At 34.7% G+C, this 24,056-nt stretch carries 21 protein-coding genes and 4 pseudogenes; 3 read left to right on the top strand and 22 right to left on the bottom strand.

All coding sequences use genetic code 11. From position 1 onward, the window contains the following. Positions 1–7: 7 nt before the first annotated feature. From ggt to IPH11_18840, 5 genes are read right to left on the bottom strand one after another with little or no spacing between them, the layout of a single operon-like run. Positions 8–1,708, bottom strand: coding sequence for a gamma-glutamyltransferase (ggt, locus tag IPH11_18860; GenBank protein ID MBK6915616.1), 1,701 nt, complete (start codon positions 1,706–1,708; stop codon positions 8–10). Continuing rightward, entirely contained in the window at positions 1,686–2,594 is a 909-nt protein-coding gene (locus IPH11_18855; GenBank protein MBK6915615.1) for an MCE family protein, read from the bottom strand. Before IPH11_18855 ends, ggt begins: the two co-directional genes overlap by 23 nt. Next, entirely contained in the window at positions 2,591–2,953 is a 363-nt protein-coding gene (locus tag IPH11_18850) for a hypothetical protein (protein ID MBK6915614.1), read from the bottom strand. Before IPH11_18850 ends, IPH11_18855 begins: the two co-directional genes overlap by 4 nt. Continuing rightward, positions 2,950–4,230: an HlyC/CorC family transporter gene (locus tag IPH11_18845; protein MBK6915613.1), complete on the bottom strand. Its 1,281-nt coding sequence runs from the start codon at positions 4,228–4,230 to the stop codon at positions 2,950–2,952. Before IPH11_18845 ends, IPH11_18850 begins: the two co-directional genes overlap by 4 nt. A gap of 35 nt (positions 4,231–4,265) precedes the next feature. Continuing rightward, on the bottom strand, positions 4,266–4,685 hold the full coding sequence (locus IPH11_18840; GenBank protein ID MBK6915612.1) for a single-stranded DNA-binding protein: 420 nt from the start codon (positions 4,683–4,685) through the stop codon (positions 4,266–4,268). A gap of 399 nt (positions 4,686–5,084) precedes the next feature. On the opposite strand from IPH11_18840, the gene IPH11_18835 reads away from it, so the two are divergent. Genes IPH11_18835 through IPH11_18825 form a run of 3 tightly spaced genes read left to right on the top strand, consistent with a single transcriptional unit; the run spans position 5,085 to position 7,493 of the window. Further along, positions 5,085–5,594: a hypothetical protein gene (locus IPH11_18835; protein ID MBK6915611.1), complete on the top strand. Its 510-nt coding sequence runs from the start codon at positions 5,085–5,087 to the stop codon at positions 5,592–5,594. Positions 5,595–5,602: 8 nt separating this feature from the next. Continuing rightward, a complete protein-coding gene (locus IPH11_18830) occupies positions 5,603–6,232 on the top strand; it encodes a hypothetical protein (GenBank protein ID MBK6915610.1) in 630 nt (209 codons plus the stop codon). A 10-nt stretch (positions 6,233–6,242) separates the two neighbouring features. After that, positions 6,243–7,493 (top strand): hypothetical protein, encoded by a 1,251-nt coding sequence (locus tag IPH11_18825; protein ID MBK6915609.1) that lies wholly within the window; start codon positions 6,243–6,245, stop codon positions 7,491–7,493. 116 nt (positions 7,494–7,609) lie between these two features. Here the strand turns inward: IPH11_18825 and IPH11_18820 are convergent, their stop codons facing one another. From IPH11_18820 to IPH11_18740, 17 genes and pseudogenes are all read right to left on the bottom strand, one after another. Further along, positions 7,610–8,329 (bottom strand): M48 family metallopeptidase, encoded by a 720-nt coding sequence (locus IPH11_18820; GenBank protein ID MBK6915608.1) that lies wholly within the window; start codon positions 8,327–8,329, stop codon positions 7,610–7,612. 87 nt (positions 8,330–8,416) lie between these two features. Continuing rightward, a complete protein-coding gene (locus IPH11_18815; GenBank protein ID MBK6915607.1) occupies positions 8,417–8,836 on the bottom strand; it encodes an SPOR domain-containing protein in 420 nt (139 codons plus the stop codon). Between the two features lie 110 nt (positions 8,837–8,946). After that, positions 8,947–10,377: an SGNH/GDSL hydrolase family protein gene (locus IPH11_18810; protein ID MBK6915606.1), complete on the bottom strand. Its 1,431-nt coding sequence runs from the start codon at positions 10,375–10,377 to the stop codon at positions 8,947–8,949. 14 nt (positions 10,378–10,391) lie between these two features. Continuing rightward, on the bottom strand, positions 10,392–11,633 hold the full coding sequence (locus IPH11_18805; protein MBK6915605.1) for an outer membrane protein transport protein: 1,242 nt from the start codon (positions 11,631–11,633) through the stop codon (positions 10,392–10,394). Positions 11,634–11,696: 63 nt separating this feature from the next. Beyond that, a complete protein-coding gene (locus IPH11_18800) occupies positions 11,697–12,203 on the bottom strand; it encodes an acetyl-CoA carboxylase biotin carboxyl carrier protein subunit (GenBank protein MBK6915604.1) in 507 nt (168 codons plus the stop codon). After that, positions 12,196–13,691: pseudogene (locus tag IPH11_18795) on the bottom strand (acetyl-CoA carboxylase biotin carboxylase subunit). Before IPH11_18795 ends, IPH11_18800 begins: the two are co-directional and overlap by 8 nt. 3 nt (positions 13,692–13,694) lie before the next feature. Continuing rightward, entirely contained in the window at positions 13,695–16,034 is a 2,340-nt protein-coding gene (locus IPH11_18790) for an endonuclease MutS2 (GenBank protein MBK6915603.1), read from the bottom strand. Then, on the bottom strand, positions 16,031–16,552 hold the full coding sequence (locus tag IPH11_18785; GenBank protein ID MBK6915602.1) for a CvpA family protein: 522 nt from the start codon (positions 16,550–16,552) through the stop codon (positions 16,031–16,033). Before IPH11_18785 ends, IPH11_18790 begins: the two co-directional genes overlap by 4 nt. Further along, positions 16,549–17,001 (bottom strand): annotated as a pseudogene (locus IPH11_18780) (GatB/YqeY domain-containing protein). The gene IPH11_18785 and the pseudogene IPH11_18780 overlap by 4 nt, the downstream one beginning before the upstream one ends. 74 nt (positions 17,002–17,075) lie before the next feature. After that, a complete protein-coding gene (locus tag IPH11_18775) occupies positions 17,076–17,489 on the bottom strand; it encodes a biopolymer transporter ExbD (protein ID MBK6915601.1) in 414 nt (137 codons plus the stop codon). A gap of 19 nt (positions 17,490–17,508) precedes the next feature. Further along, positions 17,509–18,045 carry a biopolymer transporter ExbD gene (locus tag IPH11_18770; GenBank protein ID MBK6915600.1) on the bottom strand — a complete coding sequence of 179 codons (537 nt, stop codon included), beginning with the start codon at positions 18,043–18,045 and terminating at the stop codon, positions 17,509–17,511. Between the two features lie 18 nt (positions 18,046–18,063). Beyond that, positions 18,064–18,762 carry a MotA/TolQ/ExbB proton channel family protein gene (locus tag IPH11_18765; protein ID MBK6915599.1) on the bottom strand — a complete coding sequence of 233 codons (699 nt, stop codon included), beginning with the start codon at positions 18,760–18,762 and terminating at the stop codon, positions 18,064–18,066. A 140-nt stretch (positions 18,763–18,902) separates the two neighbouring features. Next, entirely contained in the window at positions 18,903–19,601 is a 699-nt protein-coding gene (locus IPH11_18760; protein ID MBK6915598.1) for an SDR family oxidoreductase, read from the bottom strand. 2 nt (positions 19,602–19,603) lie between these two features. Then, complete coding sequence (locus IPH11_18755; protein ID MBK6915597.1) at positions 19,604–19,819, bottom strand: hypothetical protein; 216 nt, start codon at positions 19,817–19,819, stop codon at positions 19,604–19,606. A 293-nt stretch (positions 19,820–20,112) separates the two neighbouring features. Next, complete coding sequence (locus IPH11_18750) at positions 20,113–20,634, bottom strand: hypothetical protein (protein MBK6915596.1); 522 nt, start codon at positions 20,632–20,634, stop codon at positions 20,113–20,115. A 44-nt stretch (positions 20,635–20,678) separates the two neighbouring features. Continuing rightward, positions 20,679–22,509 (bottom strand): annotated as a pseudogene (locus IPH11_18745) (KUP/HAK/KT family potassium transporter). An 81-nt stretch (positions 22,510–22,590) separates the two neighbouring features. Next, positions 22,591–23,962: pseudogene (locus IPH11_18740) on the bottom strand (sodium:calcium symporter). Positions 23,963–24,056 lie beyond the last annotated feature (94 nt).

Here is a 24,056-nt window from a genome sequence, read left to right as displayed (position 1 = left end):
ATAAAACTTAAAACCCAATAGCAATTCCGTGACCTCTTGGATCGGCGGCGCCATACATTATATTATCTTTTATCAATATTCCCTCCACCCTGCCGATAGTAATATTTTTGCCAATTGTAAAACCGAAAGAGCGAAGATTATCTTTAACATCTTCTGCTGCCCCAAAATATTCAAAGTTTATCTCATCAGGAAGAAACTGATGATGAAATCGCGGCAAATCAATAGCACGTTGAATATCCATATCGAAATCAATACAATTTATTAATACCTGAAGTACGGCAGTTGTAATTGTGGAACCACCCGGTGCACCAAGGATTAAAAATGGTTTATTGTTTTTTAATACAATCGTTGGTGTCATTGAACTCAACATTCTCTTCCCTGCTTCAATCGAATTTGCCACTGAGCCAATTAATCCAAATTGATTGGGAGAGCCGGGTTTACTGCTGAAGTCATCCATTTCATTATTTAATAAAAAACCCGCCCCATCAACAATCATTTTGGAGCCAAAGGAAGAGTTAATAGTAGTTGTTGTGCTTACAGCATTTCCATATTTATCACACACTGAATAATGCGTAGTCTCAAAGCTTTCCGGTTTTTGTTCAATCATTAAGTCTTGTAATTCTGCCGAAGGAGTTACTCTGGAAATAATCTTATTAAATATTTCTTTAGCAAATATTTTAGAGGTAAGTCTTTCTTTATCGACAGGGAAAAAATCTTCATCACCGATAGCATAACTTCGCTGAAGGTATGCATATTTCATTGCTTCAGCCACAAGCCGAATGTATTTACTACTCCCCCATTGCTCTAAACTAAATGATTCGTTCTCTAAAATATTGAGAAGCAGCGAAAGAACTAATCCACCAGCACTTGGCGGACCCATCGAAACAACATCATAACCACGATAGCTACTGGTGATCGGTTCTCTTTCAACAACATTATATTCATCAAAATCTTTTTGTGAAACATTTCCACCGGTTGAATTTATCTGCTTAATTAATAAGTTAGAAATCTCACCGCTGTAAAATCCATCACTTTTAAAATCACGAATTAAAGTTAGCGTTTTTCCCAAATCAGGTTGTTTAATGATATCCCCTTCCTTGTAAACCTCTCCATTTTTAGTAAACACTTTCAAAGATGAAGGGAATTGCTCAAAGTATTTCAATTCATTTTCAAGTGATTCAGCGAGATGATAATCCAGTTCAAACCCGTTTACTGCAAGGTCTATCGCTGGTTGAATTACTTCTGATATTTTCATTGTTCCATAAGTATCAAGAGCATAAAGTAATCCCGCAACACTTCCCGGTATTCCCGCTGAAGAGCCGCCAAATAAACTTAAATCCGAATTCACATTTCCGTTTGCATCAATGTACATATTTTTTGATGCTGCTAACGGAGCTTTTTCTCTGAAGTCAATCGTAATATTATTTCCCTTTGCAAGATGAATCACCATGAAACCTCCTCCTCCCAAATTTCCTGCCGAGGGATATGTAACAGCTAAAGTAAAGCCAATTGCCACTGCTGCATCAACCGCATTTCCGCCTTTCTTTAATATCTCAAGTCCGACTTGCGTTGCAATTTTCTCTTCGGTCACAACCATTCCGTTTCTACCGCGGACAGGATCTCGTTGAGCCTGTGTAATGTTAAAAAAGGAAATAAGTAAAAAGCTAAGTATTAAAAGAAATAATTTAGAAAATGTGCGCATCAACATTAATCCCTTCATTCTGCACTTGATGCAGGATAATTTTGGTTAACTCCTCGAGTTGTGTTAAAGTGTTTTTAATACTTTTTAACAGCTCCTCATCGTAAAGCATTTTACCCAGATTATTTTGTTGAGCGGTTGTCTCATCAGTAATTCTATCGAATTTAGAAACCAGCGAATCACTTTTAGCAAGCAGGGTTTTCAGATCAGTTAAAGAGGAAGTAATTCCATCTTTATTTTGTGTTATAAATGATTTTGCCTCTTCGGTTAGTTCAACTGAGTTCTGCATTAGTTTAGAAATATTTTGGTCATTTTCATTCAGCACCTTTTTGACATCAACCAAAAGTGAATTAAGATTAGAAAGCGAATTTTTTAAATCACTATTTATTTGAGGATCGGTTAGATATTTATTTAAAGAAGTAAGTGCTGTACCTGTTTCAGTAATTATGTTTGTCAATTCTACTTGATAAGAGCCAACCAGTGTCATCAACGCTGGTATGTCAGAATTAAAAGTCCCCTCGTGTTGAACATCATAATTAAAAGGTTCTAAAGATATTCCAGGGATAATATCAACTTTTTTCCCTCCCATAAGGTCAAGCATTGAAATACTGAAAGACGCATCTCTTTTTAACTGAATCGAATTATCAATTCTAAGTTTAATATTTACGCTTTCTGAATTTACAACCATATCATCAACATATCCTTTACGAACGCCATTGACTGTAACAGCATCTCCAATTTCAAGTCCACTGACATTCTTAAATCTGACATCAATTATATTTTCATTGGATGAAAGACTGAAATTTTTAGCCCACCCTAAAATCCAGATGAAAATAATTATTCCAATTATGACTGTTATGCCAACTTTGATTTCTGTTTTACGCTGGTCTTTCATTTTCTAAACCTTTCATTAACTAAAATATTCAGTTCCCTTAATTCTTTCGAAGAAATAATACTATCGTTTAATGATGCTTCAAATTTGGAATAAATAATATCTAATTCTTCATCCGAAAGATCGCGGAATTTTTCCAGATTAAACAAGGTAGTATTAAGCATAGTTTCTAATGAATCTTTTTCCGGGGAATCTTTTATAAATTTAAATTGATTCTCAAAATCATCAACAATATATTTTTTTGCTAAATTTTTGCCCTGCTGAAATAAAAACTCTTTGCCTTCGTGATCAATCCAATATATAATTAGAGCCGCTAAAATTGTTAGAATGAAAATCGCTTTTAAGAAGCAGCCTTTTTTCATTTCTTGATTTCTTCAATTAAGACTTTTGTAATTCTTTTCTTGAAAACTTCTTTAACAACGAATTTGTACTTCCCCCTTTTAATTGAAAATCCTTCACGCGGAATTGTGCCTGCCTCATTGATTAAATAACCTGCTAAAGTTTCGAAATCTTTATTTTCAATTTCGATGGATTCATCCAAATATTCATTTAATTCTTCGATACTTAATTTACCAAGAGCAAGATATTGTCCATCGCTTAATTTAGTGAAAGAGTTTTCCTCTTTATCAAACTCGTCTCTTATCTCTCCGACAACTTCTTCGATTATATCTTCCATAGTTATCATGCCTGCTGTTCCACCATATTCATCCACTACAATTGCGATGTGCATTTTTTTTGTCTGAAATTCTTGCAAAAGTTCGTCTATCAATTTTGATTTTGGTACAAAGTAAGCTTTTCGTGCAAATGTATTTAATTGCAGATCGTTCGTACTGTCAGCTTCTTTGAGAAATTTTAAAATATCTTTAGCATAGATTATCCCGATAATTTCATCAAGATCATTTTTGAAAAGTGGAATACGGCTATGAGCTGTTTCAGTAATTAATTTCAACAATTCACGAAAATCATTTTTCTCTTCAATAGAAATCATATCTACACGTGGCGTCATTATCTCTCCCACAGTGACAGATCGAAAAGAGACTAAACTGTTAATCAGTCCATGTTCTTCGTCTTCAATTTTTCCGTGTTCGATTACAATGTCTGTTAATTCAGATATGTCCTCCGGCAATATGGCAGTTTTTGATTTGTCAAAATTAAGCCGGGAGGATAAAGATTTGATAAATTCGGTAATAGTTTCAGCTATGGGAAATACAATCACTGCGATCCAGAACATTGGAATTGCAGAAATTTTTGCCGCCGCAATAACATTTTTTGACGCCCAGACTTTTGGCAGCAATTCACCAAATAGAATAATTGAAATGGTCAAAACCAATATCTGGATAGTTAAAATAACATCAGCAGATATAGCATGTTGGGTAGAGAAATCCAATGCAAGAGAAACCCCAACAATTGAAGCTGATACATTTACTGTTGTATTACCAAGGAGAATGACTACTAATAATCTTCTTGGACGCTCAAGCAATTCACTAATATATCTGCTGATAAGATTGGATTCGCCAAAGTAATTTTTAATCTTTTTTCTATCTAATGAAAATAAAGCAACCTCGGAACCTGAAAAGAATCCGGAAAAAATAATTAGAATAAAAAGAGCAAAAATTTTCAAAGACCAATAAGAATCCAAAAAGTCAAAATTTCCTAAATTGTTTTACAAAATATTTAGAACGGAAGATCTTCGTTCGGATCAGTCTGGATTTCCGGTGCGGTTGTTAAGCCGGATTCCTCTGATTCAGATTGTCCGCCTTCTGAGGAACTATCTAACGGGATAAGTTTCTCCGCGATAATGTCTGTCGTATATCTTTTTACATTATCTTTGTCTGTATAACTGCCGTATGAAATTCTACCTTCCACATAAAACTTTTTGCCTTTCTTTAGTTTTTCTTTGATATAATCGGATAAACTAAATCCTGTAATTTTATGCCAGTCTGTTGTACTAGTCCAATTACCTTCTTTATTTTTAAAACGATTTTCCGTTGCTAAAGTAAAGTTAGTAATTGAAAGATTATTATTAGTAAATCTTGTTTCAGCATCTTTACCAAGATTACCAATCAACATCACTTTGTTTACTGAGAAAGCCATAATATGAACTCCTACATTTATTTATAGATTTTTTTTTCAATGATAATTATAATTTAGAAAGAATGCAAATAATTTTTGTAATTAATTAAAAGGAAAATCGTTTAATTAATCACAGCTTAGGAAAAAATTTTGGCCATTAGCACATAATTATCATTTTCAAATAGAAGAAATATTTTCCTAAAACGGAAATATTTACTCGTAATATTCGGGATTGCATTTATACGAATAATATAAATGTTTGAGAGTGTCTCAATAAAAATAAAACTGCTTAAAAAACTTCTATTTGAGAATAAATTCAAGATTGAAATTGTCTCAAAACAAACACAAATGGATAAGTTTTGATATCTATCCTTGCACGATTTTTGCTAATCATTACAATTAAAATTAATAAGGCATAATATGAATACAGGTCAAATGATGCTCGCAATGGGAGCAATGATCTTTTTATCAGTCATGATACTAAACGTAAATACCAATCAGTTAAATACTGAAGATACAATGATTAACTCAAAACTTGGTTTGATAGCAGTTTCATTAGCCACTTCTTACGTTGAAGAGGCTAATGCTCGTGCATTTGATCTTGCTACGGTAAATAATTTTGTGACTGACCTAAATGCCTTAACTGCAGCTTCAAATTTAGGACCTGCAACGGGAGAATATTACCCCAATTTTAATGACTTTGATGATTACAACGGCTTAAGTAGAACAGATGTAGTTGACGAAGTTTCATTTAGAATTAAATGCACGGTGGTTTATGTCAATGCTAATTCACCGGATTCTAAATCTTCAAATAAAACCTGGAATAAAAAACTTACAGTTAAAATTTACACTGATAAGGTTAACAATAATGCTCTTTTAAAAGACACAATTGAAGTAAGTTCTATTTTTAGCTATTGGAAGGAAATTTGAGGTAACATATGGGATTTAGTACAATAATAGATATTCTTGGTTCGATGATAATGGGAGGGCTACTTATGTTAACGTTAACAAGGCTTAGCGATAATACAGTGGATTCAGAGGTGACCTGGGGGCACGATAGACTCGTTCAGCAGGAAGTCTCGAACCTCGCCACGACAATTGAGAGTGATTTTAGAAAAATGGGGTATTCGGCAAGCGAAGATGTTCTGGACGATACAACCACATTTATTTTTACTGCAGATACTTCTCAGATTATTTTCAGAGCTGATTTTGATTCCGACGGCGAACTTGATAGGATGAATTATTATTTAAGCTCCACCAATGAATTATCGGAAACCCCAAATGAGAGAGACAGAATCCTGTATCGAAAATTGAATGATGAACAGCCAATGATAGTGAGTACTGGTGTTACTGATTTTTACTTAAATTATTTCGATACTTTCAATGCCGAGCTTTCACAACCAATCGCAGATAATAGGATGATAGAATCTTTGAGAATATCTTTTAGAATAGAAGATCCGGATGCATACAGTCAATACAATGAGGATACAGGTGAATTTGAACAAAAATACTCACACGCTATGTGGTCACAGTTAAGGTTAACTTCAAGAAATTTGAGAAAAAGATAGGAGAAAAAAAATGAGCGGTAAAGCAACTTTTATTTTAGTTTTAGCTTTCAGTGGTTTGTTCTTGCTAAAGGGGAATGAGTTAATTGGCTTTTCAAATGATAGTATGGATAATTTTATTCAATACTATAAAGAAACCAATACTCACAATATTGCAACTGCCGGAGCGAACATGGCGGTTAATCAACTTTTCTTTAATAAATATTGGAACACTGGTTATTCTAATATTCCTTTTGAGAATGGCATATTCACTGTAACAATTACAGCTTATGGTGATGACAACCGAAAATTGGTTTCAATAGGAGAATATGAAGGATTTAAAGATACAGTAACCGTTCTCCTCCAGCCAAAAAACTTCGCACAATATGGTAACTTTTATAATGTTATGGGTGGTGTCTGGGCCGCAACTGGTGATACATTCTCAGGTCCATTTCATACTAACGACTATTTGAATTGTTACGGCAATCCTGTTTTTCTTGGTTACACTACAACTTTAAAAGGTGTTAAAAAATATAACTCTTACAGCAATCCTGTTTTTTTAGGTGGATTAGAAACAGGTGTAAGCATTCCACTTGAGTTTGATACAAGCTCTATTAGAAAGGCAGCTTATACTGATGGGAAAATTTTTAGGGATACTACTAATAAAAATTATATAACTGATGTGAAACTTACATTCCTCAATGATGGTAATGTAAAATATCAGGTAAATATTAATAATAAAGGATGGACTACCGAAAAGACAACCCCCCTAAAAACATTAGCACCAAATGGAGTTATTTATGTTGAGAAGGGAAATGTTTATGTTGAAGGCACACTGAACGGGCAAGCTACAATAGTTGCGACTAAAAAAGGAACAACTTCCGCAGGGACTGTACATATTGCTAATAGCATTACTTATAATAAAAATCCGTTGACAGATCCATCATCAACAGATATGCTTGGACTTGTAGGTGAACAAAAAGTTCAAGTGGATTTTAATTCCTCGCGTGGAGATATTGATATTCATGCTTCTATTTATTCGCAAAATGATGGGCTTGTGATAGATAAATATAGCAGCTATCCTGCGGCGTATCACATGAATTTATTAGGCGGTGTGATTGGACAAAAAATACAGCCAACAGCAGTTTATAAATGGGTCGGTAAAGATTTAATACCTACTAATGGGTACAGTTATATTCATAAATACGATCAGAGATTTTACAAGCAAGTACCTCCCTACTTCCCGAAGACAAAATATTATAAAGTGATTAGTTGGGCAGAATAAAACTAAAATGATTTAATCTAAGAAACGGCGAATCAATAATGATCGCCGTTTTTTTTTACAGTAGAAATTTTACATTACAAATTCAAAGGTTCTCGACTTGAAAGGTTATCCAGTTCTTAAAAAAAAGCTATCTTAAAATTCTTTAATTCTTTATCAAGTCTTTTTGCATCTCCGGTTACGCTATTCAGTAATCCCCAGAATTTCAGGCTATGATTGTGATGAACCGTATGCGCCAACTCATGCAGTATAACATAATCAATTAAGTAATCCGGAAGACGCATAAGATGAACGTTTAGGTTAATATTATTTTTACCCGAACAACTTCCCCACCTTGACTTAATATTTTTAATTGATAGATTTCTATATTCCAATCCGAACCGATCAGCTAAAAGACGAACTCTTGCTGGCAAAAATGTCTTTGCTTCAATTCTTAAAGCCTCTATTATTCCTTTTTTAATTGCCGATTGAACCTCTTTTGATTCAGGATTGAAATTAGAAGGATGCGAAACTATTATTTTTCCATTAGAAATGCGTAACGATATTTTTTGTTCATCATTAGTATGTAAATGAAGCGTATGGTTCTTTGGAAGGCATTTTGATTTTTCATCTATAATTGGTTTTTGAGACTCGTGACTTTTAACTTTATCCAAATGTTTTTTAATCCACGATTTTTTCTCTTCCACAAAAGCAGCTGCATTAGAAAGGCTTAAATGCTTAGGCACAGATACTCTAACACCATAGAAAGGTTTTACCGATATGTTCAGATATTTAGCTCTGCTGCTATGTCTGAATATTACTTTCCCAACACTTTCGATGTAAATTATTTTATCGGTCATTTGATTTCAAATAAAACGGAGGTAGAATTATTTTCGGAGGAAATTACTTAAGCGATAGAAGCTCTTAAATATTTATAAAAATTATTTTTATTTGTTTATAGTTAGTATCCAGGCGTCTTTAAACTCATTCATTTTCCAAATTCCATTTCTAATTTTTTCAGCATCCGTTTTAGAAGTATAGGCAGTGCTTAATTGAACGACATAAAGATTGACTTCTTTACTGTAAGCGATGTTGAGTGAATGACTGATCTTATTCTTACTATCAGCCATAAAATTTTCAGCTCTGTCTTTTGTAGTAAAAGCTCCGATCTGCACAACGTAATAGGTAACTCCAAGAGATGGATACTCCATCGGATCGGTAAGCTCAAAAGTCGAATCTGATTTAACTTCATCAAACACATATACATCCTCTGATTTTTCTTCAGTAGTTTCTGTAGTTGACGAACAACCCGCGATGATAATCGCGAGCAGACTTACAATTAAAATGTTTTTCAATAATTTATTCATATAAAAATTATCCTTCCTATTATGAAGTTCAAATTATGGAAATAAGGGAATTAATCAAAAGAAGAAAAAGAAGGGATGATTTATTCATCCCTTCTGAAGAAAAGATTAAATTAAAATAAAAGATGCTCAAATACCTTTGCAGGTATATCATAGTAAGTACTATTTCCATTCAACTTAAAAGCAAGTACAATGCTTCCGGGGATGGTTGAAACATCAATCAATGGAATGCTCGCACTGAATTTAGAATTAATAACTTTTATAAATTCATTTGCGATTATTGCCTGTCCCCTGCTTGATGGATGAACACCATCTAAGCTGAACAAACCACCCGCAACATAAAAGGTTGAAAACGGGATTCCATTAAAAATAGTTCCGCCGGTGAAATCAGCTTGTCTAATGGAATTGAAAATTCCATTTATATCTACAAGTCCAAAACCAAAATTCGCTGCGGCAGTTGCTATTGCACCGTTGAAAGCTGCGACTGCATCGTTGGCAATGGTAATCTCACCATCGTCAAGTATCAATGCGTTTGGCCAAGGATTTCCAAGGGAAAAACCAAATGCCTGTGTTGTGTCAATGCCTAAAACAGAGGGATCAGTTATGCCGTTGTCTCTATAAAATTTACCGGTAGGTGCACCAAGTAACGATGCGTACGAACTGCCTTTTAGAGTAACTAATACCCCACCTGTTAATAAGCTTGCTGAATCTGCTATACCAATCACTGTTGTGCTTGATTGATAAACCAAACCTGGAGCTCCTGAAACAGTCCAAGGAACCGAGAGAGCAATTTGAGGACCAACAGTTGTGAAGAATGGAATTGCTGTTACATTAGGAATATTAGCAACAACAACCGGAACTTGAGCTTGTGCTAATGTGCCTGCAATACCATTAAACAAAGCAGCAAACTGTCCAGCATCAGTCGGTGCTGTTGGTGCCGTTCCACCGCTTGTCGCATATCCAAGCACATCATTATTCCCGATCCAAAGAGTAACTAAGGTAGGGTCAAGTGTGATTGCTTGCGAAAGCTGCGATCCAATATTGAATACACTGTTTCTTAATACTAAGTCAAAATATGGATTAGGAATGCCTGCAAACAGATAAGATGCACAGTCAGTTGACTTTGTAGCAAAAAGTACATCATAAACTAATGCACCCGGTACACCAAGATTGTTATAAGGCGCGGGATAATCTAAATTTGTTGGTACTCCAGCATTAGGATTGGTGTAAATAGAAAAAGGAGAATAACTTCCAATTTCTAATCTTCCGCCAAGTCCCGGATCACTTACCCAGGGTGTAGCAAAAGAAGTATTAACCTGTTTTGAAATCAGGTTTCCAAAAGAATACATTTGAGCGCTTTCGAAAAGTGTTCCGGATTGGTAACCCGCCGTAATACTATTTCCAATTGCGACGTAACGAGTAAAGTCAGCATTTCCATTTACTGGACCGGTAATAGGTGCTGTTAGTTTATTATAATCATCGCATCCGGATGAGAATAATATAACGATTGTAAAAAGAGCGGATAGATATTTTATATTTTTCATTTCATTTTCCTCTCTTATAAACCATATATTAAACTGAGTGATAAAATATTTGCATAAGAATTATAAGTACCGTTAAAAGCACTTCCGCCTGAAGTGTATTCTTCTGCTGAATTTGTAACGGTTAATTCTTTTGAACGTATAAAAAGGAATGATCCGGTAACAGTAAGATTTTCACTTAGTTTACCTTCCACGCCAACACTGAGTCCTAGTCTATCGGCATCAGGTAATGAAGGATTCAGATTTTCTGATTCGACTGGATTGCTATCAAAATAAACTCCTGCCATTAATGATAGATCATCGCTCGCCTTGTAACCAGCACCGAATCTTATTATGTAAGAATCTTTGTACAATCGCGGGCTTGATAAATCTTCAAGAGCTGGATCCACAAAATTGACGACAAGATAATCGTAACTGCTCCATCCAACGAATTGATAATCAGCACTGAGTTTTAAACTTGAAGAAACATCCACCGCTAAACCAACAGCGAGATTCATAGGAGTCTTTAAATCAGCAGTAACATCTCCCTGAGGCAGCAAACTACTTAGCTGATTAGGAGCCGTTGCTGTTGCAGTTCCCTCAAATGTATATTCAACTTCGCTGTGGAAGGAAGCACCAAGTGACAGAAAATCAAATGGTTTTAACATTATACCAGCGTTGTAACCAAAAGCTGAGTTATCTTTTCCTTCAAGATGAATGAAGGCATCACCGGCAAATGGTTCAAGTGAGTTTTTTCTTGTAATTAAAACATCTGCAAAACTGTAAACAAAACCGGCACTGAGAGAAAGAAAAGTAAATGGTTGATAAGTGATAACAGGCGTTACAATAAATGTTTTTAATTCTGTTTCAATGGCAAGATATTTACCAATCCAATCCTCATCCCATCTTGTTCCCAAGCCAAAGGGTGTGGTAAAACCAAGACCTACTGCAAAACTCTCTCCAAAAGTATGCGATCCAAAAAAATGACTCGGGAAAAACACCTGTGGCTGCATGTGGTAAATATCCACATTAGGACTAACACCACGGAAAGTGGATGTTGGACTAATTAAAGCAGTGCCAAACATAAAATGCGTGCCGCTTAATTGTGTAAGACCCGCTCCATTCCAATAGATAGCAGACGGATCGTTTGCAATTGCAGTAAAAGCACCACCAAGTGCTAACGCTTTAGCACCATGTTCATTAAGCTGAAATCCTCCTGCAAAGATCATTGAATTACTGAGAAGAATTAAAGCCGCAAGAGACAGTACAAATTTTTTCAAGTTGCCTCCTTGATTGTTAATTGTTTTTAATCGTCAAAAAATAAGAATATTTATGGGAATATATCACTCAATCGAAAATAATATTTGTCCTTTTTCTACAGACTTATTCGCCGAGATAAATATTTCTTTCAAAAAGCATTCTGAGGGAGACTTTATCTCATTCTCCATTTTCATTGCTTCAAGCACTAAAACTGTATCTCCTTTCATCATCTTTTCTCCAATTTTAAAATTGATTTTTACAATCATCCCCGGCATCGGTGATTTTATATTTTGAGAATGAGGTTTGCCGGAAGTTTCTGATTCTAAGATTTGATTAGCTCTTTCCTGAAGTTCAGTTCGAATATTAACCTCATAAAAATTTCCTTCATAGTTAAGCGAAATCATTTCTCCATTTTTCGATTCAATTTTAAGTTCATAAAATTTATTATTTAACTTTAGAATAATTGAATCTTTATTCAGCTCAACAAGTTCTCCTGAAATCTTTTCTCCATCTAAAAATATAGTCGAGTTACCATCGAACGAAATTCTTTTTTTTATCAATGCGTTAACTGTAGCAAAATATTCATTCATAATTTTGTTCCGTCCATCTATTAAAACTAGTGGTAATGTTCTCACTTCTGCTCGTCGGGTGCGGATTAAGTTTAATTAATAATGCCGAAATTGCTGCAACATCCTCATCAGAAATTGTTTTGTTGACTGCAGTATGTGCATTTAAAATTTCTGTGATTGAATTTTCAATGAAATTTATATTGAAACTACTATCCAAAAATCTTTTATGACTTAAAACATTTTTAAGAAAAGAGATATTGTTTTTATCCCGGAAATTGAATATTCATCAAGAGCGCGAATCATACGCTTTATCGCGGATTCTCTATCACACGACCATGAAATTATTTTTGCAATCAACGGGTCATAATAAACGGTGATCTCACTCCCCTGCTGAAAACCTGAATCAACTCTAATACCTGGACCGGCAGGCTCGAAATAGTTAAGCAGAATTCCCGTTGAAGGAAGAAAATTATTTAAAGGGTCTTCGGCATAGATTCGGCATTCTATTGCATGCCCATGAATTTTCAAATCATTTTGTTTAAAAGATAATTTTTCTCCTGATGCAATTCGTATTTGCTCTTTAACTAAATCAATCCCCGAAACTAATTCAGTGACTGGATGTTCAACCTGAAGGCGTGTATTCATTTCAAGAAAATAAAAATTCCTTTCCCCGTCCATTAAAAATTCAATTGTACCTGCGCTGTAATAATTGCATGCTTTTGCTGCTTGTATTGCAGCTTCAGTTATTTTTCCACGGGTAATTTCATCAATTGATGATGAAGGTGATTCTTCGATTATTTTCTGATGTCTCCGTTGAACCGAACATTCGCGCTCAAATAAATGAGCATAGTTTCCATGTTTATCCGCAATAATCTGAACTTCGATATGTTTTGGATTTTCGATTAATTTTTCGATATAAATTGAACTATCCCCAAAAGCTTTTTCAGCTTCTCGCTTAGCTGCTTCAAAGGCATCCTTAAATTCTCATTCTGAATTTACAATTCGCATTCCTTTACCGCCGCCTCCTGCGGATGCTTTAAGCAAAACCGGAAATCTAATTTTTATTGCAGTCTCAATTCCTTCTTCCAGATTTTGAATTGGCTTAATTGTCCCCGGTACAACAGGTACATTATTTTTTTTCATCAATGACCGGGCTGAGGTTTTACTTCCCATCAGTTTTACAGATGTGGAAGAAGGACCAATAAAAATTAGATTTTCATTTTCGACCATTTCAATGAACGCAGTATTTTCTGAAAGAAAACCATAACCGGGATGAATTGCATCGGCTTCTATATTTTTTGCGAGCGTAATTAATTTCTCTTTCACAAGGTAGGATTGATTTGAAGGAGCTTCGCCAATGTAATAAGCCTCATCTGCTAATAGTGTATGTTTTGCTTTTTTATCAGCTTCTGAATAAACGGCGGCAGCAATAATGCCAAGCTCTTTGCAGGCTCTGATTATTCTTACCGCAATTTCACCTCGATTTGCAATCAGTATTTTTTTTATCATTAGTTATTTGATCTCAACAATTGTAATTCCTTCGCCTCCAAATTCCACGGGTGCAAAATAAAAACTTTTAACTTTAGAATGTTCGCGTAAAATTTCATTAACAACTTTCTTTAATGCGCCGGTACCTTTCCCATGAAGAATTTCGACCTGACTTAAGTTCGTTGTGTAGGCATCGTCTATAAATTTTAATAATTCAAATTCTACTTCATCGGGTTTTTTGCCTCGAATGTCTAATCTTGTATTTGCTTTGCTTGAAATTACAGGGTAATCATGAAATACTTTTTCCGGCTCCGGTTTTTTTATTGGGAATAATTCACTCAATTTTATTTTCATTTTGATTTTCCCAACTTCAACCAAAGCTTGTTTTTTTTGGTTATCAATTTCGACAACTTTTCCTGATGTATTCGTGTTTCTTATCTGAACAAATTTTCCGGTTGTAATTTCAGAGTCAATTTCTACCTCAGCATCCTCTTCAATTAGTTTTTCATTTTTCTGGAGAATTTGTTGTATTTCATTTTTAACATGCTTTATGTGTTCGTGCTCTGCATTCGATTCACGAAGTTTTTTGATTTCACTCTCAACCTTTTTGTTAATTCCTGAAATGTACTCAGCGGCTTCGGCTTTAGCATTTTTTAAAATATTTTTTTTATCTTTTTGAAGTAATTCATATTCGCTTTTGTATTTGGCAGTCAATTCTTCGAGTAAGGTTTTTTCTTTTTCGATTTGATTCAAGCGTTCAGAAAGTTTATGCGATTTGGTTTCGATATCCACAAGAAATTTCTCAATTTTATTTTGTTCCTTATCAATAAATCTTTCAGCCGAACGAATAAATGAATTATCGAACCCTATTCTGCTGGCTATTTCGAAGGCATAACTTGAGCCGGGAATTCCTTGCTTAAATTTATACGTGGGTGTAAGAGTTGAAGAATCAAACTCCATTGCCGCATTTTCAAAACCGCTTGTTTCGCTGGCAATTAATTTTAGTGAGCCATGATGTGTAGTTGCTAAAACTTTAGCACGGACTTCGTTTAACCGAAGCAGCACTTCAGCAGCGATTGCAGCACCTGCAGATGGATCAGTGCCGGTACCGATTTCATCGAGCAATACTAACGAGTGATCGTCTGCAGTATCTACAATTTTCTTTAGATTTTTCAAATGTGAAGTGTAGGTTGAAAGGTCATCTTCAATTGATTGTTGATCGCCGATATCAATTAATATATTTGTAAAAATATTAAATACAGAATCCGGGCTTGCAGGTATATGAATTCCACTTTGCACCATCAAACAAAGTAACCCAATTGTTTTAAGCACTACAGTTTTTCCCCCTGCGTTTGGACCGGTAATCAGAATAATGTTTTTTGAATGAAATAAATCCACGGGGATAGATTTCTCACGTGACAATCGTTTTAATAAAAGTGGATGACGACCGCCAGTGATTGTAAATGGTTTTTCAGAATTAATTTCAGGGAATGAACCAATAATTTCTATAGAATATTTTGCACGCGCAAAAATGGTGTCAATCTCACTAATCAATTCAAAACTTTTAGACAGCTCTGCGGCATGCTGCCCGATAAATTTAGTGAGCTCCTTCAACAATCTCTCAATCTCCCGTTTCTCAGCGAATGCGAGCGAGACAATGTCGTTGTTTAATTCAAGAGTTTCTTCCGGTTCGATATACACAGTTTGACCCGAAGCAGATTCTGAATGAATAAAACCTTTAAGATGCCTTTTGTGTTCGACTTTTACAGGAACAACAATTCTACCATCACGGAGCGTTAAATATTCTTCACGAACGATGTCATCTTTAGTAAGGTTTTTAATTATTCTAATTACAAGTTTTTTAAGCTCTTCATTCTTCCAACTTATTTCATTTCTGATTTCAAGCAGTTTGGAACTTGCATTTGCGTTTATTTCTCCATTTTCATTAATAATTTTTTTAATCTGATGCTCAAATATTTTATCGTTAAAAAGATGCTCGTTTTTTTTGTTCAATTCTTCTTGAAATTCAGAATTTCTTTTTAAATAATAAAATATGGATCTGGAAATCTCTGCAAGTTTTAAGATGTCAAGTATTTTTTTGCTGCTAAGTACAACTCCATCAATTTTACTTTGTAAAAGTGACTCTGTAATATTGGGTAAATATTCTAAAGGAGGGAGATCAGATTTGATTAAAATATTTTTTGCTTCGGAAACAAGTTTACCTTCGCAAATGATGTGTTCAGTATTTACAGATGGAAAAATTGAAAGGATATTTGACTTCCCTTTTTCGGTGACAGCGTAAGAGGAAATAACGGTTAAGACTTTACTAAATTCTAATTTTTCGATTACGTCAGTGGATATCATTCCAACGAGTCTTTTTCGTTTATATAGTCTTTAATAATTTTTTTTGTTTTTGGAGTGTAGCCGCTTAAATAGTCAATCGTTGAGGGAATGACTTCATATGTTGTGTGGTAGAGTATTGAAGAATCAGCAGTTTTTTTATCAGGGATTTCAAATACATTCAAAAGTAGAAGAACAGCACTTAAAAAAAATATAACTTGAATTGAGCCAACAGCCCCACCGATGATCTGGTTGATCAAACTATTAACTTTATCGAATGGATGAACAATGCGTTTTAGAATTGTAAAGATTAGAATAGTGAATAAAAAAATTATTACTCCACCCATAATTTCTGCAAGATAAAATTCGATACCAAGTGAGTATTCGAGAAATTTACCAATATCGTCAGCAAAAGTAAGCGCTAAATATACACCGCAGCAAAAGCCAATAATGCCGATAATTTTTCTTACGAAGCCATCCTTAAAGCCGAGAATGAATCCTATAATTATCCCAAGAGCAATTATAATATCAAATACAGTCAAATTATTCCTAAAAATTTTTCAACTAACGCTTTGACTAATTTTCCATCAGCCTTACCTTTTAATTCTCTCATAACCGCCGGCATTAATTCTGTAAAAACTTCCTTTGATTTTACACCGATATTTTGACCAATTGATTATATAATTTCGATTATTTCATTTTCAGATAGCTTATTCGGCATGTATTCCATTAAAATATTTAATTCTGCTTGTTCCTGAAGAGCAACTTCGGGTCTGCCGCCTGCTGTAAATTGTTCGATAGATTCCTTCCGCCTCTTCACAGCCGAGTTAATAATTTTTAATTCATCATCGGGAGTAAGTTCTTTGTTAGCTCCACTTTTTTCAAACTCTAAAATTGCAGCTCGTATTGAGCGCACGGTATTAAGCCGGGTCTTATCACCAGACTTCATCGAAGTTTTTAGATCTTCATTTATTTTTTCTTTTAATGACATGTTTCCTCTAAAATTAAAAAGGCAGATTTACTGAAATCAGCAAACCTGCCTTAAATATTTTTCTTTAGTTCAGATTAAATTTTAATAGTGGACGAGTAGTTAATACGCAAGCAATAGGCTTTTCTTAATTCCTGTTGAATATCAGTAACAAAGCCCATATCTGCTCCCCTATCAATTCTTAAAGAAATAATAATATTTGGCAGCGATTGCCTCTTGTTATACATTATCGGTTGAACTTCCTCAACTTTTACGATGCTATCGTTTACCTGTATTCTTTTATCCTTTCCAACCCAAAGATAAGATACAAGCCGTTTATTCTCGATCTTTTCAATAGCTTGAGCTTCAGGCAATTTAAAATCTACAAGCACATCAACTTCTCTAAGAGTTGTAGCAACCATAAAAAACATAAGCAGCATGAAAACGATATCAGGCATAGAGGTAGTAGGAATTTCCTGTTTTGTAGTCGCTCTTCTTTTTTCAAATTTCATTTATAAATCCTTTATTGAATTATTTGACAGCTTCAGGTTCAGCAAGAGAAATAATGATAGGTACTTTGTCCTTTATTTCATTTTGCTGCTCTTCAGTCAAATCAATAAATTTTTCTCCAAATTTATTTTGAGAATAAGTATCTCTAACTTCAAAGAAAGCCCCTTTGACTTGATCAAGAGCTTGAATGTAAATATTGTAAACAGTCTTTCGATCAGTTTTAACAGATACAATTAATTTTTTATTAGAAGGCAATTCTGTCTTAGATTCAATCCTCGGTTTCAATTGCTCTTTAATTCGAAAGACAGGAATTACGTTATTATCAAGAAGAACATCACCGTTTTCATTAATGAGAATTGAAGCCATTCTATCTTTTGGAACTTCAACCTGTTCCATTTCTTCTGGCGGAACATACTCCGGAAGTGTCAATCCAATTCCTGTGTCAACATCAAATACAGTGGAGACCAGGAAGAACAACAATAGAAGGAAGGCTAGATCAGCCTGCGATGCAGTTGGAATTTCTGCATTACGTGTTCCTTTCTTTTTTATAAAAGCCATGATTTTCCTCTGGTGTAATTATTTTTTACCTTTTTGATTATGTTCGTATAGCGCATCAATAAGCTCGACTGATGCTTCTTCCATATCACCAACCAAACGATCAATTCTTGATATAAAATAATTATAGAAAACCTGAAGTATCATCGCAACTACAAGTCCAAATAATGTGGTTAAAAGCGCAATAGCAATACCATCAGCAACAACAGCCGGGGAAATCTGCGCTGCTTCTTTAATAGCATCGAAGGCTTCGATCATACCTTGAACTGTACCTGTAAATCCAAGCATAGGCGCAAGTGTTATAAAAGTTGAAATCCATATTAATCCTTTTTCGAGGAAACCCATTTCGATTCCGCCGTAAGCAACTATTGCCTTCTCGGCTGCATCAAGACCCTCGTCGGCTCTTAATAAACCTGCATGGAAAACAGATGCAATAGGACCGCGGGTATTTGCGCAAAGTTCTTTTGCCGCTTCTACTCCACCTTCATCTAAAGTTTTTTTGACCTTCATAATGAATTGTTTTGTGTTAACACGTGCACGGGTTAACGTGAATAGTCTCTCGAACGAGAATGCAAGACCAATGATCATGCAGCCTAAAATAGGATGCATAAAAATTCCACCGGCAACATATTTTTCTGAGAGCCAGTTTAATGCTCCCGAGTTTTGAGTTTCCTGTGCAATTAGTTGAACAGATGACGAAATGATTCCAAATATATCCATAAACAAACGACCTCCTGAATTTTAAGGTATGTGTTGAAAATAGCTTATTTACTTTTTTTTTAATTTTATAAAAACACGTTGCTACATTAAGTATTTCGAAAAACAAAGTCAACAAATTTATTTGTTGTTTTTAATAAAAATTATTTTCTAATTATATCAAATCGGTGTGGTAAAATGATGTTATTCCCGCTTACGAAGTTAAAATTCTCAAAAAGACTGTTTATAAAATTTCCTGCTTCATCGGGTTTTACCCAATTTCCGAAATTTGCATCCTGCATCCATTCACGATTTGCAGGAGTATCTATAATAAAAGGCGCAATAGAATTTACACTCAAATTAATTTCTTTCCCTTCTAGCGCCAATGTTTTTACTAAATGGATTAACGCAGCTTTTGAAACTCCATAAATTGATTTTTTAGTTTCTGCAGTTAGTCCCGTAAAAGCAGATGTAAAACATATTGAACCGCCGGCAGATTTTTTAACCAATAAAGAAAAATATTTTGCAAGATTGTAATTGGCGATCAAATTCATGTTTATCATTTTTTGCCATTCCTCGCTCGAGGTTTCCCAAAGATTTTTTCCTCCTGTAAATCCGCCAATTGTACTGAAAAGAAAAAATAAAGAATTTTTATCAGGCTGAATCCCTTCGAAAGCCGATGCTGCATTCTGTTCGATAGACAAATCCGAAATAATTCTGAATTCAATTTTATTATTAGAAAACGTTGAAGTCCTTTTGAAATCAAATAAATAAATCTTGTCGTAATCTTTTTTAATTAGACTACTGCTGACACCTTTTCCCAAAGCGCCTTCGGCTCCAAATATTAAAAGTATTTTTTTCATATTTATTTTTTCTTGATTATAAATTTAGATATTACAGGATAATGGTCACTAAAGCCGCCAAGATAACGGTTGCCTCCGTAAGTTGGAAAAGCAGTTCCTTCAAATTTTCCAGTGTGTGTTTGCAGCAAGAAAGGTTTAAATACTTCAAACGATCCGCAAACGTAATTAAAAACTTTTCCATCAATTAAATTTCTTGACACAATAATCTGATCAATCATATTCCAGTCATCTTTATATCGGTAAGAGCCAATACCTTGATTAAATTTTTCATAAGATAAATTTAGCAGCAGTGAATTTGAATAGCTTGTTGAATCACAAAAATATTTCTCTGCTGATAAAACTTCTGCAATTGATTTGTTGTTAGGCTCGTCATTAAAATCTCCAATTACAATTACGTTAGCCAGTTGGTCGCTGTTTAAAATAATATCAACATTCTTTTTTAAAACTTCAGCAGCTTTAATTCGTTTTGGTTGAGATTCAAATTCACCGCCGCCCCGTGATGGAAAATGATTTACAAAATATTTAGCAATTCATCATTGGCTTTTAGTACAACTTTAAGTAATAATCTTGTTTTATCCTGAGCAGAAAGAAAAACCGAATCAGCGGATACGTTTACTAAATCGAAAATATTTTTTTTGTATATCAACCCGTTATCAATCCCTCGTTCGTCGGGAGATTCCATATAAGCAACATCATACTCCAGGTCGTGCAGAAACTTATTAACCATTGAATCTAATAATGCTTTATGTTCAACTTCACAAACGCCAAGGATATCGGGACCATTTCCATTATTCATTAAACGAATTACGCGGCTTAGATTGTAAAACTTTTTGTCAAGTCTCTCTTGCGTCCATTCTTTTTCAGCGGAGGGAAGAAACTCCTCATCTTTTGTTAGCGGGTCATCTTCGGTGTCAAATAAATTTTGAAGATTCCAAAATGCAACAAACAAAGTATCATCATTAATGTTTTGAGCGGCTGCAAAGGAATTAAAAAAAAAGAGAGCGAATAATGTTATAAAAAATGTTTTATTCATTGATTGTATTTATCTGTTAAAAAAATTTAATTCCGTAAACAAGTTTATATTTCAAGTTTCGTTACAACGCCGTGAATCTTATTATAAGGCAGCTTATAAAATTTCACGAACGGCGGAGTAATCTTTTTGATGAATGCAAAAATCTTATAATAAATTTTCTTTGTTTCAATGTCTTCCACACCATAGAATATTAATTTTTCACCGATTTCATTTTCCTTTAATATTTTTGGTATATCTAAGACTTCAAGGTAACCGGCACTGATTAATAATCCATCCATTCCTGAAGCAATAGATTCTTTTTTCTCCACACTTATTCCAAATGGGTGTTCGGAAGTCGCAATAGAAACAAGTACATTTTTTTCGTAGATAATATTTCCGCGAATCATACAATGCACAATGTAAGGTGGAATATGCTCCAAAGTTTTTGTGAAGAATAACGCTGTACCGCGTATGTTGTTTTTCAATCCATAAATTTGTTCGTAACTAAAAACAAAGGTGTCAAATGATAGTGAGCGAAATGCTTTGTACATCGCTTTGTTTCCATTAGTCCATAGTGTAATGATGAACAATGGAATCGAAGCAATTATTAAAGACCAGAGAGCGCCGTGTGGAATTTTAGTTAGTACAGCGGTGAGGAAAAGTAAATCAAAAAGAAACACTCCAATCGCAATTGAGTATTTAATAAATTTTTTATCATGAAAGAAAATTCTTATCATAAAATACGAACTGATAGTCATAGTTGCAGTTACTGCCATTCCATACGCCGCTGCCAGATTCTCTGATTTTCTAAAAAATAGAACCATAAATATTACAGCGATTAACAATCCCCAATTCACTGCTCCGATGTAAATCTGAGATTTTATTTTAGTCGAGGTATATTTTATTTTCATTAACGGAATAATGCGTGTGGTAATTCCTTGATAAACAAGAGACATCACAGCACTTATCATGGCTTGTGACGCAATTATAGCGGCAAGCAGCGTCAGAATTAAAAATGGAACATACAATAAATGGCTCGTGTGTTTTACCATTTCAAAAAGTACTTGATCGCTTTTACCTCCATTCAAAACAAAAGCACCCTGTCCAAAATAATTCACGACTAATGCAATTAACACAAACATCCAGGCTTGTCTTATCGGTTTGCTTCCGAGATGACCCATGTCTGTATAAAGCGCTTCTCCCCCTGTTGCACAAAGTATTACTTCACTTAAAACAAAAATTCCTGCAATACCGTTATGAAGCATAAAATTAATTGCATAGTGCGGGCTGACAGCAAGAAAGATTTCTGGCGAATTTGCTATTGAAAATAATCCGCTAAGGAATAATGCAACAAACCAGATAATCATTATCGGACCGAAAAGGGATGCAACTTTATCTATCCTTTAAATTGAAACGAAAAAAGCAATATTGTAATCGCAAGGGTTATAATAACTACTGTATCTGTTTGAATATGACCAAGGCCCGGAATCAATCCGAGACCCTCAACAGCGGAAAGAATACTTATTGCAGGTGTGATTACTCCATCCCCCATAATAAGTGAAACGCCGACATAACCAAGCAAAGTTATAAATACAACATTTCTGCCTTTTTTATTTTAGAATTTAATATCTCTTTAAGTACGATTATTCCACCCTCGCCTTTGGAACTTAAACTCATTGCCAGCCACGAATATTCAATTGTGACTAAAATGATAAGTGACCAGAATATTAATGATAGTATGCCCATCATATTTTCTTGAGTAGGCATCGTAAATACAAAGATGACACTCAATGCGTAAATGGGGCTTGTTCCGATGTCACCAAACACTAACCCCATCGCTTTTATTATTTCTTTAAAAGAATCAGAGAAAGATTCTTTATTCGAATTTATGTCCATTAAATCTTTTCGATTTTATTAGCACGCTAAATATTGCTTCGTGCTTCAAATTATTTTTTAAGAATTATACTTTAGCATTAATTATCTGTTGCTTTTACTCCAGGCTTTTTTGATCAAATAAAATAATCCTGCATAAAGTAAAATCATTAAAATTCTTGCGCCCCAAATATAAGGCACTTGCTCGGGATTTGAATTAGATAATAATAGAATAGGAAATGCGTCCTGAACAAACCACCAGATCATGATTACAAATAGTACTGTTGGAGTTACGTATTTCATAATTGGGTAAAATATTCTTGGAATACCAATATCTCCCCCTTCATTCATTTCTTTCCAGGCTTTATCCGCTCCAAAGACCCACATAAACAAAACTGTCTCCACGAAAGCAAACAACACTAATCCGAAAGTTCCTGCCCAATAATCCATCTCATCCAGAAATCCAAATTTCAAAAAGAATATTACAAATTGAACAGAGACTAAAACCACAACAGCCAATATTGCAGTTGCTTTCTTGCGCGAGATTTTAAACTCATCTTCGAGAAATGCAATCACGGGCTGACCCATCGCAACTGAAGATGTAATTCCTGCAAAGAATAAAAGCAAGAACCAAAGAAAGCCGAAAAATTCACCAAATGGAATTTGCCTGAATATTAATGGCATCGAAACAAAGCCTAGATCGAATGAACCACCGGCTGCAATTTGAGTTGTCATCGTCAGCCCGAAAAATGCTACTGCCGCAGGAATTGCAATTGATCCGCCAAGAATAACTTCTGCAAATTCGTTCGTTGCAGATGTTGATAAACCTGAAAGTACAATATCATCTTTTGGTTTTAAGTAACTTGCGTAAGCATGTATCGTTCCCATTCCAACTGATAGAGTAAAAAGATTTGACCGGCTGCGGCAATCCAAACTGATGGATTTCCAAGCTTAGATAAATCAGGTTCCAGATGAATGCCAGACCATTAATTACTGAATTTTCAGGGTGGGTTGGGTCAGGAGCGCCTAATGTTAAAACTCTTACCACTAAAATTATTCCAAATACAAAAGCAGCGGCATTGCAATCTTCGCAAGCTTTTCTATTCCTGCAGAAATTCCTTTAAATAAAATCCAGAAATTGACAGCAAAAGTTATTAGCATAAATATGTATGCCGGCAGAAGAGAATCGAAATGTGTCCCCGCCTCCCTGCCTTGATAACTGTACCTCAAACATTCCGGGAGCGCTGCCGTGATTAAATCTTCCGCCGTGTCTTCCGATTCCCCATTCAATCCACATTAATGGAATTCCGAGTATCAAAAAGAAAATAAAATATGGAATCATAAAAGCGCCGCCCCCGTTTTGTGCCGCCTGAACCAGAAATCGTAAAAAATTTCCCAGCCCGATAGCATTTCCTGCAACAGCTAATATAAGACCAATCCTGCTACCCCATTGCTCTCGATTGTTATTTTCACTCATCAACTAACTCCTTTATTTGGATTTAAAAGATCAATTCTAATTTCATATTTAAAGTCTCTCTCTTTGTAAGTCGATGACCCCGCTTGCGGGGAGA

This window comes from Ignavibacteriales bacterium (genome assembly GCA_016709155.1).
Classification (GTDB): Bacteria; Bacteroidota; Ignavibacteria; order Ignavibacteriales; family Ignavibacteriaceae; genus JADJEI01.
Note: the sequence above shows the minus strand (reverse complement) of the source record. Positions and strands in the feature narration are given on the sequence as shown.